Annotated in this window: 19 protein-coding genes; 10 read left to right on the top strand and 9 right to left on the bottom strand. The window is 59.8% G+C overall.

Translation table 11 applies throughout. The features are described 5' to 3' along the window. The first annotated feature begins 15 nt into the window (after positions 1-15). Positions 16-1,077 carry an AI-2E family transporter gene (locus tag AB4N41_RS25460; protein ID WP_041477173.1) on the top strand — a complete coding sequence of 354 codons (1,062 nt, stop codon included), beginning with the start codon at positions 16-18 and terminating at the stop codon, positions 1,075-1,077. Here AB4N41_RS25460 and AB4N41_RS25455 read toward each other — a convergent pair. The 3 genes from AB4N41_RS25455 to AB4N41_RS25445 form a co-directional block, all read right to left on the bottom strand. Further along, positions 1,074-1,256 (bottom strand): hypothetical protein, encoded by a 183-nt coding sequence (locus tag AB4N41_RS25455; RefSeq protein ID WP_041477171.1) that lies wholly within the window; start codon positions 1,254-1,256, stop codon positions 1,074-1,076. The genes AB4N41_RS25460 and AB4N41_RS25455 overlap by 4 nt on opposite strands. 103 nt (positions 1,257-1,359) lie before the next feature. After that, positions 1,360-1,554, bottom strand: coding sequence for a hypothetical protein (locus AB4N41_RS25450; RefSeq protein WP_056789862.1), 195 nt, complete (start codon positions 1,552-1,554; stop codon positions 1,360-1,362). 230 nt (positions 1,555-1,784) lie between these two features. Then, positions 1,785-2,165, bottom strand: coding sequence for a hypothetical protein (locus AB4N41_RS25445; RefSeq protein ID WP_024013471.1), 381 nt, complete (start codon positions 2,163-2,165; stop codon positions 1,785-1,787). Positions 2,166-2,408: 243 nt separating this feature from the next. On the opposite strand from AB4N41_RS25445, the gene AB4N41_RS25440 reads away from it, so the two are divergent. After that, on the top strand, positions 2,409-3,227 hold the full coding sequence (locus tag AB4N41_RS25440) for a shikimate 5-dehydrogenase (RefSeq protein WP_252876596.1): 819 nt from the start codon (positions 2,409-2,411) through the stop codon (positions 3,225-3,227). A gap of 188 nt (positions 3,228-3,415) precedes the next feature. Then, positions 3,416-3,934 carry a cupin domain-containing protein gene (locus AB4N41_RS25435; RefSeq protein WP_252876595.1) on the top strand — a complete coding sequence of 173 codons (519 nt, stop codon included), beginning with the start codon at positions 3,416-3,418 and terminating at the stop codon, positions 3,932-3,934. Between the two features lie 132 nt (positions 3,935-4,066). On the opposite strand, the gene AB4N41_RS25430 is transcribed toward AB4N41_RS25435, so the two are convergent. Continuing rightward, positions 4,067-4,711, bottom strand: coding sequence for a YceH family protein (locus AB4N41_RS25430; protein ID WP_041477166.1), 645 nt, complete (start codon positions 4,709-4,711; stop codon positions 4,067-4,069). 125 nt (positions 4,712-4,836) lie between these two features. Between AB4N41_RS25430 and AB4N41_RS25425 the strand changes: the two genes are divergently transcribed. Continuing rightward, on the top strand, positions 4,837-5,346 hold the full coding sequence (locus AB4N41_RS25425; protein ID WP_041477165.1) for a DUF1993 domain-containing protein: 510 nt from the start codon (positions 4,837-4,839) through the stop codon (positions 5,344-5,346). A gap of 158 nt (positions 5,347-5,504) precedes the next feature. Here the strand turns inward: AB4N41_RS25425 and sstT are convergent, their stop codons facing one another. Beyond that, the gene (sstT, locus tag AB4N41_RS25420) at positions 5,505-6,737 is read right to left on the bottom strand and encodes a serine/threonine transporter SstT (RefSeq protein WP_024013468.1); all 1,233 of its coding nucleotides are present in this window, start codon (positions 6,735-6,737) and stop codon (positions 5,505-5,507) included. A gap of 307 nt (positions 6,738-7,044) precedes the next feature. On the opposite strand from sstT, the gene AB4N41_RS25415 reads away from it, so the two are divergent. Next, positions 7,045-8,202, top strand: coding sequence for an MFS transporter (locus AB4N41_RS25415; protein WP_024013467.1), 1,158 nt, complete (start codon positions 7,045-7,047; stop codon positions 8,200-8,202). On the opposite strand, the gene nhaR is transcribed toward AB4N41_RS25415, so the two are convergent. Continuing rightward, entirely contained in the window at positions 8,197-9,096 is a 900-nt protein-coding gene (gene nhaR / locus AB4N41_RS25410) for a transcriptional activator NhaR (protein WP_016775345.1), read from the bottom strand. The two genes, AB4N41_RS25415 and nhaR, sit on opposite strands and share 6 nt — an antisense overlap. A gap of 133 nt (positions 9,097-9,229) precedes the next feature. Between nhaR and AB4N41_RS25405 the strand changes: the two genes are divergently transcribed. Continuing rightward, positions 9,230-9,472, top strand: coding sequence for a hypothetical protein (locus AB4N41_RS25405; RefSeq protein WP_024013465.1), 243 nt, complete (start codon positions 9,230-9,232; stop codon positions 9,470-9,472). 29 nt (positions 9,473-9,501) lie between these two features. Beyond that, positions 9,502-10,251, top strand: coding sequence for a TerC family protein (locus tag AB4N41_RS25400; protein ID WP_016775343.1), 750 nt, complete (start codon positions 9,502-9,504; stop codon positions 10,249-10,251). Positions 10,252-10,410: 159 nt separating this feature from the next. On the opposite strand, the gene AB4N41_RS25395 is transcribed toward AB4N41_RS25400, so the two are convergent. Beyond that, complete coding sequence (locus AB4N41_RS25395) at positions 10,411-10,575, bottom strand: hypothetical protein (protein WP_164488349.1); 165 nt, start codon at positions 10,573-10,575, stop codon at positions 10,411-10,413. A 235-nt stretch (positions 10,576-10,810) separates the two neighbouring features. On the opposite strand from AB4N41_RS25395, the gene AB4N41_RS25390 reads away from it, so the two are divergent. The 3 genes from AB4N41_RS25390 to AB4N41_RS25380 all read left to right on the top strand — a co-directional run bounded on the left by AB4N41_RS25390 (position 10,811) and on the right by AB4N41_RS25380 (position 11,998). Then, complete coding sequence (locus AB4N41_RS25390; protein ID WP_252876594.1) at positions 10,811-11,482, top strand: cysteine peptidase family C39 domain-containing protein; 672 nt, start codon at positions 10,811-10,813, stop codon at positions 11,480-11,482. A 90-nt stretch (positions 11,483-11,572) separates the two neighbouring features. Then, positions 11,573-11,779, top strand: a complete 207-nt coding sequence (locus AB4N41_RS25385; RefSeq protein ID WP_252876593.1) for a DUF6021 family protein — start codon at positions 11,573-11,575, stop codon at positions 11,777-11,779. A 12-nt stretch (positions 11,780-11,791) separates the two neighbouring features. After that, positions 11,792-11,998 carry a hypothetical protein gene (locus tag AB4N41_RS25380; RefSeq protein ID WP_252876592.1) on the top strand — a complete coding sequence of 69 codons (207 nt, stop codon included), beginning with the start codon at positions 11,792-11,794 and terminating at the stop codon, positions 11,996-11,998. A gap of 54 nt (positions 11,999-12,052) precedes the next feature. Here the strand turns inward: AB4N41_RS25380 and pbpG are convergent, their stop codons facing one another. Together pbpG and folD are read right to left on the bottom strand one after the other, a co-directional pair. Next, the gene (pbpG, locus tag AB4N41_RS25375) at positions 12,053-12,991 is read right to left on the bottom strand and encodes a D-alanyl-D-alanine endopeptidase (RefSeq protein WP_095182110.1); all 939 of its coding nucleotides are present in this window, start codon (positions 12,989-12,991) and stop codon (positions 12,053-12,055) included. A gap of 230 nt (positions 12,992-13,221) precedes the next feature. Then, complete coding sequence (folD, locus tag AB4N41_RS25370) at positions 13,222-14,076, bottom strand: bifunctional methylenetetrahydrofolate dehydrogenase/methenyltetrahydrofolate cyclohydrolase FolD (protein WP_016775338.1); 855 nt, start codon at positions 14,074-14,076, stop codon at positions 13,222-13,224. Positions 14,077-14,176: the final 100 nt, after the last annotated feature.

The raw sequence follows: 14,176 nt of genomic DNA, 5'->3' as shown, positions 1-14,176 counted from the left end.
TGACATGGACCGGATATGAACGAAAAGAGTCTGCAATTCAAATCCCTGACGGTACTGCTGGTGCTGGTCACGGTGGCCTTTATCTGGATTCTTCTGCCGTTCTACGGCGCGGTATTCTGGGCTGTCATCCTCGGCATTCTGTTTGCGCCGGTACAGCGCAGGTTGCAGCAGAAGTTCGGCTGGCAACGTAACGTGACGTCGCTGTGCACCTTGAGCCTGTGCCTGGTGGTCGCGATTCTGCCGGTGATCATCGTCAGCATCCTGCTGGTGCAGGAAGGCGCGACTGTCTACAAGAACATCGAAAGTGGCGAGCTGGACATCGCTGCGTATCTGGCGCAGTTCAAGCACAGCCTGCCGCCGTACTTTCAGCACTTGCTCGACCGCTTTGGCATGGGCGAACTCGACAGCTTGCGCGAGAAGATCGTCAAAGCGGCGATGCAGGGCAGCCAGGCGCTGGCGACTCAGGCGTTCAGTTTCGGCCAGGGCACGTTCGAATTCGTGGTGAGCTTTTTCATCATGCTGTATCTGCTGTTTTTCTTTCTGCGTGACGGCCCCGAGCTGGCGCGCAAGATGCGCACTGCCGTGCCGCTGGAAGAAAACCACAAGCGCCGCCTGCAACTGAAGTTCAACCGCGTGGTGCGTGCCACGGTCAAGGGCAACGTGGTCGTGGCCGTGACCCAGGGCGCGCTGGGCGGGCTGATTTTCTGGTTTCTCGACATTCCCAGCGCATTGCTCTGGGCGGTGCTGATGGCGTTTCTGTCGCTGTTGCCAGCGGTGGGCGCGGGGATTGTCTGGGCGCCGGTGGCGGTGTACTTCCTGCTCAGCGGCATGATCTGGCAGGGCGTGGTGCTGGGCTTGTTCGGCGTATTCGTGATCGGCCTGGTCGACAACGTGCTGCGCCCGATTCTGGTGGGCAAAGATACGAAAATGCCCGATTACCTGATTCTGGTCTCGACCCTCGGCGGCCTCGCGGTCTTCGGCCTCAATGGCTTTGTGATCGGGCCGCTGATTGCCGCATTGTTCCTGTCGAGCTGGGCGCTGTTCGTCGAGACCAAGCCCAAGGTGCAACTGCCTTAAGCATGAAACGTGCTGCTGGCGACCTGTTGCGACAAGGCCTGCGCCGCTGGTAACGAGGTGAGCGGGCCGCTGATCGGCTCGCCATCGCGCACCAGATACCAGCAAGCGAGCAAACCGGATGCACGCAGCGAAGCGGGAACTGCGCTGCCGATCACCGACATGATTTGAACCTGTGCCATGGGAAAACCTCCATCAAACTGATGGGGCTACCTTAGGGATTTGCCGGCACGACGGACAATCAACGCTTTCGATAGTGGTCATTGATGCCAGTGAGGTCTGGCGTCATTCGACCACTTGATCGAGCATGTGCATGACTTCGCGCTCATTGAGCAGGCCCTTGTGCACGAGGTTTTCGGCGAGCAGGGACAGCAGCTTGGCGCAGCGATGGCCTTCCAGGTGCTTGAGCTCGGTGAGCGCGCTGTACACCTTGTTCGAGGTGCACAGACCGACGATGCGGTGCGGGTTTTGTGTGGGCATACAGTCGTCCTTGTTGTTATCGATCTGTTGTTTACGGACGGATTCAGATTGCGGTTCCGTCATGACAAAGCGGTGACCGTTTGATGAAAAAAATCACTACGGTCGATTCCATCATGCCGACTTTAGCTGCTCAAACTGTTCTCACAGCGACCCTGGCGAGATTTTTTCAGACGTTGGCCGACCAGCGGTCATAAAAAAGCCCCGCTTGAAAACGGGGCTCTGTGTTGCGCTTACCAGCGTGGACCGCCGTAGTAGCCATGCGGGCCGCCGTAGTAGCCGTGGGGCCGACCGTAATAACCACGAGGCGGACCGTAATAGACGGGGGCCGGCTGCACGTAAACCGGTTGCTGCACATACACCGGCGCCGGCTGGTAATAGACCGGCGGTGGCGGTTGCTGCACGTAGACCGGTTGCGGCTGTACATAAACCGGCTGCTGCTGCACGTACACCGGCCGATCCTGGTTGATCAGTGCCGAGCCGATGATGGCCGAGCCGACGATCGCGCCAAACACTGCAGGGCCCTGCCAGCCATGGCCACCACCCGCTTCAGCCTGGCCGGTGACGGCAAGTGCGCCAATCAACAAAGCCATGATGGGAAGTTTACGAATCATGATAAGTCCTCGGTTCTTCGACCCGGCGCCGCGGCCTGAATCAGGCCCACAGTTGTCGCGGGGATACAGCTAAGACAGCAAATTTGCGAAATTCAGCACAGCCGCTGGGTAAATTTTGTGTAAGGTCTGTAGCGGCTTCTTTACCCGGCTGCGCAGCGCCACAGACAAGCCGCAATGATGATTCAGAACCCGGTGGGCTGGCCAATCCCGTCCATCCGAAAGTGCGTTTGAAGGAGAAGTTTCATGCAGATGAACCCGAACAAAGACACCCAATTGTGCATGTCCCTGTCCGGGCGGCCGGGGAATTTCGGTCTGCGTTTTCACAACCATTTGTATGAACAGCTGGGCCTGAACTTCTACTACAAGGCGTTCAGCAGCCAGGACCTGACCGGCGCGGTCGGTGGCATCCGGGCACTGGGCATTCGTGGCTGCGGCGTGTCCATGCCGTTCAAGGAAGCCTGCATTGCGCTGGTCGATGAGCTGGATGCGTCGGCGGCGGCGATCCAGTCGATCAACACCATCGTCAACACTGGCGGCCACCTCAAGGCCTACAACACCGATTACATCGCCGTCGCGCAATTGCTGGAAAGCAACGCGGTGCCGAAGGATTCCACCTTCGCCCTGCGCGGCAGCGGCGGCATGGCCAAAGCGGTGGCCAGCGCCCTGCGCGATGGTGGCTACAAGAACGGTTTGATTGTCGCCCGTAACGAGCGGGCCGGCCGCGCCTTGGCGGATTCGCTGGGTTATCGCTGGCAGGCCGAGCTGGGTGACGAGCGCCCGCAGATGCTGATCAATGTCACCCCGGTAGGCATGGACGGCGGGCCGGAGGCGGGGCAACTGGCGTTCGAGCCTGAAGTGATCAAGGCGGCTGAGACTGTATTCGACGTGGTGGCGATCCCTTCGGAGACGCCGCTGATTGTGCGGGCGCGGGCCGAGGGCAAGCGAGTGATCACCGGGCTGGAAGTGATAGCGATCCAGGCGCTGGAGCAGTTTGTCCTGTACACCGGGGTGCGGCCGAATGAGGCGCAGTTTGCGGCGGCGGTGGATTTTGCGCGTAGCTGAATGAGTTTTGTGGTGGTGGGTCTGGCCGCTTCGCGAGCAGGCTCGCTCCCACAGATTGCGCTGGAATGCGATTGAAGGTGGGAGCGAGCCTGCTCGCGAAGGCCGCGCTGCGGTTCTGGATCACTATCTATAATCCTCGCCAGCACGCACAGATGTGCCCACGACAAAAACCCTAACCGAGGCCGCCCATGCATCCGCCCATCCTCAATCTCAACGAGGTCGAACTCGAAGCCCTTCCCGAAGCCCTGGCCCCTGAAGGCGACACCGCCGGTCGTTATCTGCAGCGTTTCGCGCGGATCGGCCAGCAACTCGGTGCGCAGAAACTCGGTTACCGTCTGTACGCGCTGCCAGCAGGCATGCGCGGCAGTCCATTCCACAGCCATCGGGTCAATGAGGAGATGTTCTACGTGGTGGCCGGGGAGGGCGAGGTGCGGTTGGGAGGTGAGCGTTTTCCGATCCGCGCCGGTGATGTGATCGCCTGCCCACCGGGAGGACCGGAAAAGGCTCACCAGATCATCAATACCAGCGCGGATGAGCTGCGTTATCTGGCGATCAGCACTCAGCAGCAGCCGGAGATCTGCGAGTATCCGGATTCGAACAAGTATGCGGTGATGGATAATTTCACGGTGGATGCCGAGGGCAAGGCCTCGGGCTTTGTCGCTGTCGCGCGGCAGGTGGATGGGGTGGATTATTGGGATGGGGAGTGATGCGGGCTGCTGAATATCGCGCAGACCCTGTGGGAGCGAGCCTGCTCGCGAAGGCGGCGGGTCATCCAAGATCGTGGTGACTGACACTACGCTTTCGCGAGCAGGCTCGCTCCCACAGAGGTTCTGTTGCGATTATTCGAGGCGGGCCAGGCGTTCTTCCAGTGCGGCGATCCGCGCTTCCAGTTCTTCGATACGCTCCAGGGAAACACCAGCGCTCGAGCGCTCCCCAGGATTTTGCCGCGCCGCCAATATCGCCTCGATATCCGCCGGATCGCCCAAGGCGTGGGTGTAGCGATCCTCACGCTGCCCGGCCTGACGCGGAATCAATACCGCCAGACCGCGTGCGATCAGCCGTTCAAGCTGATGAACCACCTGCTCGGCGTCCTCGAACTCGTGCATGCGTCCGCTGCGGGTCAGCAGTTCGTTGACGGTCTGCGGACCGCGCAGAAACATCAAACCCGTCAGAATCACCTGTGCTGGCACCAGTTCCAGCGCCTTGTCGACCTTGTGCTCCCAGCGGTCGGCGCGGCTGCCCATGACCAGCCGGGTGAAACCTCGACCTTCCAGCGCCCGCAGGCTCTGCCCGACCTGACCCTGATTGAGGTTCATCACCGGCTCGCGACTGGTTTTCTGATTGCAGGCCAGCACCAGCGCGTTGAGGGTCAGCGGATAGGTTTCCGGGCTGGTGGCCTGTTTTTCGATCAGCGCACCGAGAATGCGGATTTCCGTGGCATTTAACCGTGGCTGTTCGGAGGTGGATTCTTGTTCGTTGCTCATCGCGCGTTCCCTCTGCAGTCGAAGCCGCCTAGCCTAATCCTTGCCAAACAAAAGGCAAGCCGTGTGCTCATCAAGCATGGCTATAATCGCCACCACGTATTACCCAGCCATCACATGAGACTGCCATGACCATTTCACTGTACGCCGCATCCGTCCCGGTTTTTCAACAAATGCTCAACGCCCTGAGCGATGTGCTGAAAAAGGCCGAAGCCCACGCCAGCGCGAAAAACATCGACCAGAGCGTCTTCCTGCAAGCGCGTCTGTACCCGGACATGTTCCCGCTGGTGCGTCAGGTGCAGATCGCCGTGGATTTCGCCAAAGGCGTGTCGGCGCGTCTGGCCGAAGTCGAACTGCCGAAGTACGACGACACTGAAACTACCTTTGCCGAACTGCAAGCGCTGATCACCAAGGTTCTGGCCTTCATTGGCGAGATCAAGCCAGAGCAGATCGACGGCAAGGAAGGCATCGAAATCGTGACCCGTCCGGGCACGCCGAAAGAGAAGCGCTTCAGTGGTCAGGCGTATCTGCTGACTTACGGCTTGCCGCAGTTCTTCTTCCACGTCACCACCACCTACGCGCTGCTGCGTCATAACGGCGTTGAAGTGGGCAAGCGCGATTACATGGGCGCGTTCTAAACACCCGGATACGAAAAAGCCCGCCAAGGTTCGCGCCTTGGCGGGCTTTTGTTTTTCTGTGGGAGCGAGCCTGCTCGCGAATGCAGCGTATCAGGCGATATTAATGCTGAATGTCTCGCCCCTTTCGCGAGCAGGCTCGCTCCCACAAGGTAAGGCGGTTACGCCGTACGCTGAGCTTTTTCTTCCTCGCCCAGGCAAGCCGCCGCTGTAAACAGCACGTCAGTCGACGAGTTTAGCGCGGTCTCCGCCGAATCCTGCAGCACGCCAATAATGAAGCCCACCGCCACGACCTGCATGGCAATCTCGCTCGGGATGCCGAACAGGCTGCACGCCAGCGGAATCAGCAGCAGCGAACCACCGGCCACACCCGAGGCACCACACGCGCAAATGGCTGCGACGACGCTGAGCAGGATTGCGGTCGGAATGTCCACAGCGATGCCCAAGGTGTGCACCGCCGCCAGGGTCAGCACGGTAATGGTGATCGCCGCACCGGCCATGTTGATGGTCGCACCCAGCGGGATCGATACCGAGTAGGTGTCTTCGTGCAGACCCAGGCGCTTGCTCAATTCCAGATTGACCGGAATGTTCGCCGCCGAACTGCGGGTGAAGAACGCGGTGATGCCGCTTTCGCGCAGGCACATCAGGGTCAGCGGGTACGGGTTGCGGCGCAGCTTCCAGAACACGATCAGCGGGTTCATCACCAGCGCGACGAACAGCATGCAGCCCAGCAGCACCGCCAGCAGGTGCGCGTAGCCGAGCAGCGCGCCGAAACCGGAGGTGGCCAGTGTCGACGCGACCAGGCCAAAGATGCCCAGCGGCGCGAAGCGAATGACCACGCGGACGATCACGGTGACGCCATTGGACAAGTCACCCAGTACCTCGCGGGTGGTGTCGCCGGCATGCCGGATGGCAATGCCCATGCCGATCGCCCAGGCCAGAATGCCGATGAAGTTGGCATTCATCAGCGCGCTGACCGGGTTATCGACGACGCTCAGCAACAGGCTTTGCAGGACTTCGCCGATGCCGCCGGGCGCAGTCACGGCAACGTTTTCGGTGGACAACACCAGATTCGACGGGAACGCCATGCTGGCGACCACGGCCACCACCGCAGCGCTGAATGTACCCAGCAGGTAGAGGAACAGGATCGGGCGGATGTGGGTTTCCTGACCGTGCTTGTGGTTGGCGATCGAGGCCATCACCAGCACGAACACCAGAATCGGCGCCACGGCTTTCAACGCCGAGACAAACACCTTGCCGATGAACGCGGTGGATTTCGCCAGCTCCGGTGCAATCAGGGCCAGGGCAATACCGGCGATCAGACCAATGACGATCTGGCTGACCAGACTCAGGCGTTTCAGGCGTTGCAGTAACGAAGGGGATGAAGCGGTCATAGCGGCATCTCTGTTTTTTATAGGGTGCGAAGCGTCGTGGGCAGTCACGAAACGCCTGTCGAAGTGACATCAACGCCGCCAAACGGCACGTTGAACAACTGTACGATTTTCAGGGCGCGGACTTTATCACAGCGTAGGCGTGAACCTTCAGGCCTGTGACGATCTGCCACCGGATCGGCCCGGCAGATCGGCAGTTTTGGGCAACTCAGTGCGGACGCAGTCTGTTAAGCTTCGCCATCCTCATTTTCAAGTTCTGCCAGCGGGCCTCCGGGTCATCGCTGGTGTCGTCGTTTTGCTGGAGTTGCGCATGCTGTTGCCTATTCTTCTGTTGTCCGCCGCCGGGTTCACGGTGCTGACCACGGAATTCGTCATTGTCGGCCTGTTGCCGGCGATCGCCCGAGACCTCGAAGTCAGCATCCCGCAAGCCGGGCTGCTGGTGACCTTGTTTGCCTTTACCGTGGCGCTGTTCGGCCCATTCCTGACCGCGTATTTCGCCCGTTTCGAACGGCGCAAACTGTTCATCAGCATTCTGATCATGTTCGGTCTGGCCAATACCGTTGCAGCGTTGGCGCCGAATATCTGGGTGATGGCCATCGCGCGTCTGATTCCGGCGTTGGGTTTGCCGGTGTTCTGGGCTTTGGCCAGTGAGACGGCGGTGGACATCGTCGGCCCGGATTTCGCCGGCCGCGCCATCGCCAAGATCGGCTTCGGTATTGTCTGCGCCACGGTGTTTGGCATTCCGGTCGGCACGCTGATTTCCGATGCGTTCGGCTGGCGCAGCGCATTCGGCATTCTGGCGTTGATCGCGTTTGCCAAAGCCTTGCTGCTGTTTGTCTATCTGCCGAAAACCAGTCTGCACCAGCATCAGGTCAGCTTCCGTTCGCAATTCAAGATCCTGCGCAGCCCGCTGATGCTCGGCCATATCTTGTTGTCGATTCTGGTGTTCAGCGGCATGTTCACCGCTTACACCTACCTTGCCGACATCCTCGAACGACTTGCCGGATTCAACGGCACCGTGGTCGGCTGGTGCCTGATGGCGTTTGGCGCAGTCGGGCTGATCGGCAACTCGCTTGGCGGGCGTGCGGTGGATCGGCATCCGCTGGGGGCGTCGGTGTTGTTCTGTGCGTTCATGATCGCGGGCATGGTCTCGCTGGTGCCGAACATTCATTCGCCAGTCGGCCTGGCGGTGGCGATGGGCATTTGGGGCGTGACCCAGGCGGCGTTGTTCCTGGTCAGCCATGTGCGCCTGATGAAAGCCGCGCCGGAAGCGCCGGCCTTCGCCGCGTCGCTGAACATCGCCGGAGCCAATCTCGGCATCGGCCTGGGCGCGATGGTCGGCGGCCGGGTGATCGACAGTGCCGGGCTGGGCTTTCTCGGCTTTGCCGCTGCCGGCTTCATTTTGCTTTCGGTGTTCCTCGCCATGGTGCTGATGACGCTGAAGCCGCGTGAAGTCTGCGCTTCATAACCCGGTAAACAGCTCGCGTCGGGCGCCCTCGGTAATCGCTACGATGCCAGGGTGCTTGACCTTGCGCTCCACCGAGATGGCATAGAACGACTCGCTCACGGCGTCGGTCTGGCCGATCAACTCGACGCCGTACTGGCGCTTCACTTCCTCGGCAATCACGCTCGGGCCAATAAAAATCCCGCTGCCGGATTGGCCGAAGGCCTGCATCAAAGCACTGTCATCGAACTCGCCGACAATCTGCGGCTGGATCTGCTGTTCGGCGAACCAGCGCTGCAAACGGCTGCGCACCACGGTTTCCGCGCCGGGAATCAGCAACGGTGCGCCGTGCAGGCTGCGCGGGAAATCCTGGCCATACTGCGCGGCAAGTTCGGCGGTGGCGAAGAAGCTGATCCCGCACTCACCGAGCTTCTGGCTGTAGCCTTTGATGTCCAGATGCGAAGGCATCGGGCTGTCGGAAATCACCAGATCCAGACGCTGGATGGCCAGATCAGCGAGCAGACGTTCGAGTTTGTCTTCGCGACAGGTGATGCGCAGCGGCTCGCTCAATTCCATGGTCGGCGCGATCAGGCGATAAACAATGGATTTGGGCACCACGTCGGCCACGCCGACGCGAAAGAGGATCTGCTGCTCGTTGGGCTGCGCTCGCAGCATCAGCTCCAGCTCGCCGCCCAGTTGAAACATCTGCTCGGCGTAGGGCAGGGCCTGGCGCCCGGCTTCCGTGAGCTCCAGCTGTCGGCCAACCCGGCGAAACAATTCCACGCCATAGGTTTGTTCGAGCAGTGAAATCTGTCCGCTGATCGTCTGTGGCGTCAGGTTCAGCTGCTCGCACGCCCGGACGATGCTGCCGGTTTTGGCTACAACCCAGAAGTAATGCAGTTGTCGGTAATTGAGCATAGTGATGGCCACTTCGTGAAAACCGAAGTATAGCCGCTAAAAATACGAATTTTCCTGAAGTGTTCATCTCCCTAGAATGCCCAGCCATCGACGGCCGGTGTGTGCGCCTGTCTGTTCATTCGAAGGAAACCTTATGAAATACACATTTCCCGCAGTGATGTTTGCGTCTTTACTGGTTCTGGCCGGTTGTGATCAGGCGGAAAAAAGCGCCCAGCAACTGATGGGCGCGGCGGCTGAAACCGCCAAACAAGCAATCGACGACACCCATAAAGCCGCTGAGCAAGCGCTCAGCGATGCCACTGGTGGTTTGATCGAGAAAAAAGAAACACCGGAAAAACAAGCGGAAGAATCCGAATCTTCCTCCAAGACCATCTAAACCGTCTTACACAGAGTCAGGACTGACCCATGGAATATCTGTTAGAACTCGCCGCCAGCCCCACCGCTTGGGTTGCTTTGGCCACACTGGTGGTAATGGAAATCGTGCTTGGCATCGATAACCTGATCTTTATTTCGATCCTGACCAACAAATTGCCCGAACAACATCGGCAGAAGGCGCGTCGTATCGGTATCGGCATGGCCCTGATTCTGCGTCTGGCCCTGTTGAGCACCATCGCGTTCATCGTGCAGTTGACCGAGCCTGTGATCGAAATCCTTGGCCAGGCGTTCTCCTGGAAGGACATGATCCTGATCGCCGGTGGCCTGTTCCTGGTGTGGAAGGCCACGACCGAGATCCATCACAGCATGGACCCGTCGCCGGAAGACCCGAAGACCGCGACTTCGACCGTAACCCTGGGTTTTGCCGCGGCCATCGGTCAGATCCTGATGCTCGACATGGTGTTCTCGATCGACAGCATCATTACCGCTGTCGGCATGACCGAACACTTGCCGATCATGATCATCGCGGTGGTGGTGTCGGTGCTGGTGATGCTGCTCGCGGCTGATCCGCTGGCCAAGTTCATCAACGATAACCCGACGGTGGTCATGCTGGCGCTGGGCTTCCTGATCATGATCGGCATGACGCTGATCGCTGAGGGCTTCGGCGCCCACGTACCGAAAGGTTATGTGTACGCGGCCATGGCGTTCTCGGCCGGTATCGAAGTGTTGAACATGCTGTCGCGCCGGGCGAAGCAGAAGAAGGTTGCTCAGCAGGCGTAATTGCTGAGAACACAAAAAACCGCCTGGGCTGGTTGAGCTCAGGCGGTTTTTTTTCGCTTTGGTGTTGGGGGGTGTGGTTTAGAGCTTGCCCCTCATCGGAACGCCGCCCGCCCAGCCCTCTCCCTCCGGGAGAGGGCTAGGGTGAGGGGCTCTTGATCTTCAATGCGCAGCAGCGTGCCGCACTGGATGCTTCTCTGTTTTCTCAACCGGCATCGTCTGCACCGGATGATGCCGCCGCGAAATCCGCAGCACACCCCACAACATGGCAGTCGCCACGGCCAGCCAGCCGGCTATCAACATCACAATGGTCATGGTCAGGCTCATTGGTGCCTCCTCTTCGCCCTGCGTCGGGCGCTCGCTTTTCGCAATTCGCTCTATTTCAGTGACAGTCTAGTCAATGGGGTGTTTCAAGCTATTGACCAAAGGTCGTTAGTGACCAATCAGTTTGCTCTATGCAATCGCCCGCTCTGCGGTTTAAGGCTATACCGCAGGCGGGTGCGGCTCTATGATCGCTGGCGTTGCCGGAACACGATGACCGGCGTCTGGAAGAGAGTGATTGATGGTGCAGGTATTTTCTCGAGTGCGCGGAACGTTGCTTGCCGGCGCTTGCGCGGTGGTGCTGAGCGGATGCGCGGGCAACGTGGCCCCGGAAGTCAAGCGCTTGCCGGAGCGGGTTGAACTCAGCGGCACCTTCTATCGTGGCGAAGCCAACCAGAGTGGGCCACAGGTGCTGGCCAGTCTGCTGTCGCAACAAGGCATCGTCATCACCCCGGGCCTTCTGGAAAAACCGCTGCACTTGCCGGGGGCTGAGGACAAGCTGCAGCAGAACATGCAGAACCTCGCCCGCGAATATGGCCTGGTGGTTTATCCGCTCGACAGCCAGCTGCCAGCCTTGCTGACCCAGGTCGCGGCGGGCTACCCGGTCATGGTGCGTTTCAGTGAAGGTTCGGCATTCTGGGCCGAGCCGCGTTACGCGATCCTGTCCGGCTACGACCGCAACAAACAGAAGGTCCTGCTGCGCGCCGGCATGAATCGTCGGCAGTTGATGGATTTCGGCAGCTTTCAAGCAGCGCTCGAAAAGGCCGGTGGCTGGGCGATCCTGATTCAGAAACCGTCGCAGATCCCGGCAGCCGTCGACCGCTCCCGTTGGCTGAAAGCCGCCGATGAACTGGCGCAGGCCGGTGAAGAAAACGCTGCGGCGCAGGCGCGAAAGGCTCTGGCGGCGCAATAAACCTCCGTTCGTCATCTGCCGGGCACGACTGCGCCGGGCCGGCCTCTGAAGATTAATGCCCGTGCTTCGCGGGTGAATCAAGGAGGCAACATGGCAGATTCCCAAACCCCGAAAGGCCCACACTCGTCCGAACATTCCTCGGACGATGATCTGGGCTTCGATCCGGATTCGCCGGACCTCGAGGATCCGCAAGTTGATCCGGTCGGTCCGGCTAAGGCCCCGCAGGATGTCGAGCCCGGTGAAGATCCGAAGAAACCGGCCAAGCCCTATGATCCGTTAGCCGATCTGAAACCTTGATGTGAGGTGCGTATGAGTACCGATTCAAGCTTCGATGACCACAAACCTGACAGCGTACCGACCACGCCGGAGCCGGAGGTTGATCCGGTGCTGGACCCGGACAGCCCGATGCGCGACCCGATGGCGCGGCCAAATGTGCTGACGCCGGACGTTTCGCCTGAGCCGAGCTCGGGAGACGGCATCCCCGATGACGACAATATGCCGCTGCCCAACGACTGATGCGCGGACGAAAAAAAGCCCCGAACATTCGGGGCTTTTTCATGATTGCTGGGTCTACTTTGCCGCTTCGACCACGCCGCTCTGACGGCTCTTGAGGTTCTTGTCGGCTTTGTATTGCTGTGCCACGGCAGGCACGTTGGCGCTGCGCCCGGTTTCCACCCAGCTGCGGATACGGCTGGCGTCGGCAAAATGCGTGTATTTGCCGAACGCATCGAGAATGACCAGGGCGACCGGACGGTTGCCCATCTTCGTCACCAGCACCAGGCAATGGCCGGCCGGGTTGGTAAAACCGGTCTTGGTAATCTTGATGTCCCAATCGGCCTTATTGACCAAGTGGTCGGTATTGCGGAAGCCCAAAGTGTAGTTGGGCTTGCGGAACGCCACGGTCTTTTCCTTGGTGGTGGTCAGTTGCACCAGAAGCGGTTGCTTGTGCGCGGCCACCAGCAATTTGCTCAGGTCGCGGGCGGTGGAAACGTTGCGCTCTGACAGCCCGGTCGGCTCGACAAAGTGCGTGCTGGTCATGCCCAGCGCCTTGGCCTTGGCGTTCATTGCCGCGATAAAAGCAGCGTAGCCACCTGGATAGTGGTGCGCGAGGCTGGCGGCGGCACGGTTTTCCGAAGACATCAAGGCGATCAGCAGCATCTCGCGGCGAGGCAGCTCACTCTTGAGTTTGACGCGGGAGAACACACCCTTCATTTCCGGGGTGTTCCTGATATCGACATCGATCCATTCGTCCATGTTCTGTCGAGCTTCCACCACGACAAGGCCAGTCATCAGCTTGCTGACGGAAGCGATCGGTACGATCACGTCAGGGTTGCTGGAATAAATGACTTTGTTGGTCTGCATATCCATGAGCAGGGCGCTGCCAGACGCGATCTTCAATGTCGAAGCGTCACGTGGAGCAGCGGTGGTTTCCGCAGCGTTGATCGTTGGCGTGATGAATGTGCCTGTAACAGCAAACAACAGGCTCAGAATCGAGAGACGAATTTTCACGCGGGCGAACTCTAAAAGGTTGGATATACCGTTAGTTTGTAACGGGTTATTTCTCAAAACCGGCGCATTTTAGGAGTATGGCTGAAGAACTGTCGATGGTTGTTTGTAAGACCTGAAAATCTCGTGAAAAGGCCTGTAAAAAGAGCGGTTTCCGGCGAACGGTTGAAGTTTTTTCTCAGGCACGAAAAACCCCGCACGAGGCGGGGTTCTGATGCGGCGTAAAAACCCGGTCAGACGTGCAGTGTTTCTGCGGCGTAGAGGGTGTTTTCCAGCAGGCAGGCGCGGGTCATCGGGCCAACGCCGCCCGGTACCGGGGTGATCCAGCCAGCGCGGGGCAGGGCGGTTTCGTAGACAACGTCACCGACCAGTTTGCCGTCGTCCTGACGGTTGATGCCGACGTCGATCACGATCGCGCCTTCCTTGATCCACTCGCCCTTGACCAGGCCCGGCTTGCCGGCGGCAACGACCACCAGATCAGCACGGCCGACGTGGCCGGCCAGATCCTTGGTGAAGCGGTGAGTCACAGTGACGGTGCAGCCGGCCAGCAGCAATTCCATGGCCATCGGGCGACCGACGATATTGGAGGCGCCCACGACTACCGCGTCCATCCCGTAAAGATCAGCGCCAGTGCTTTCCAGCAAGGTCATGATGCCTTTCGGGGTGCAGGGGCGCAGCAGCGGGATGCGCTGGGCCAGGCGACCGACGTTGTACGGGTGGAAGCCGTCGACGTCTTTGTCCGGGCGGATGCGTTCCAGCAGCTTGGACGCGTCGAGGTGTTCGGGCAGAGGCAACTGCAGGAGAACGCCGTCGATAGCCGGATCGTCGTTGAGGCGATCGATCAGATCGGTCAGGGCGTCCTGAGTGGTGTCGGAGGGCAGGTCGTAGGCTTGAGAGAGGAAGCCAACCTCTTCACAGTCTTTACGCTTGTGCGAGACATAAACCTGAGAGGCAGGATCGCTGCCGACCAGGATCACCGCGAGGCCGGGCGTGCGCAGGCCTTGCTGGCGACGCTCGGCAACTCGTTGGGCGATCTGCTGGCGCAGGCTGGCGGCGATCGATTTGCCGTCGATTAGTTGTGCAGTCATTGCGCGTGATTAACCATCGAGAGGGGAAAAAATGAGAACGCATTCTCGCATGTCGAGCGGTGAGGGCAAAGGCGCTTGGTCAGCAAATTCCTCTAACTCC

The sequence above is a fragment of the Pseudomonas sp. S2_A10 genome (assembly GCF_054668465.1).
This window is presented reverse-complemented; position numbering and strand designations above follow the sequence as displayed.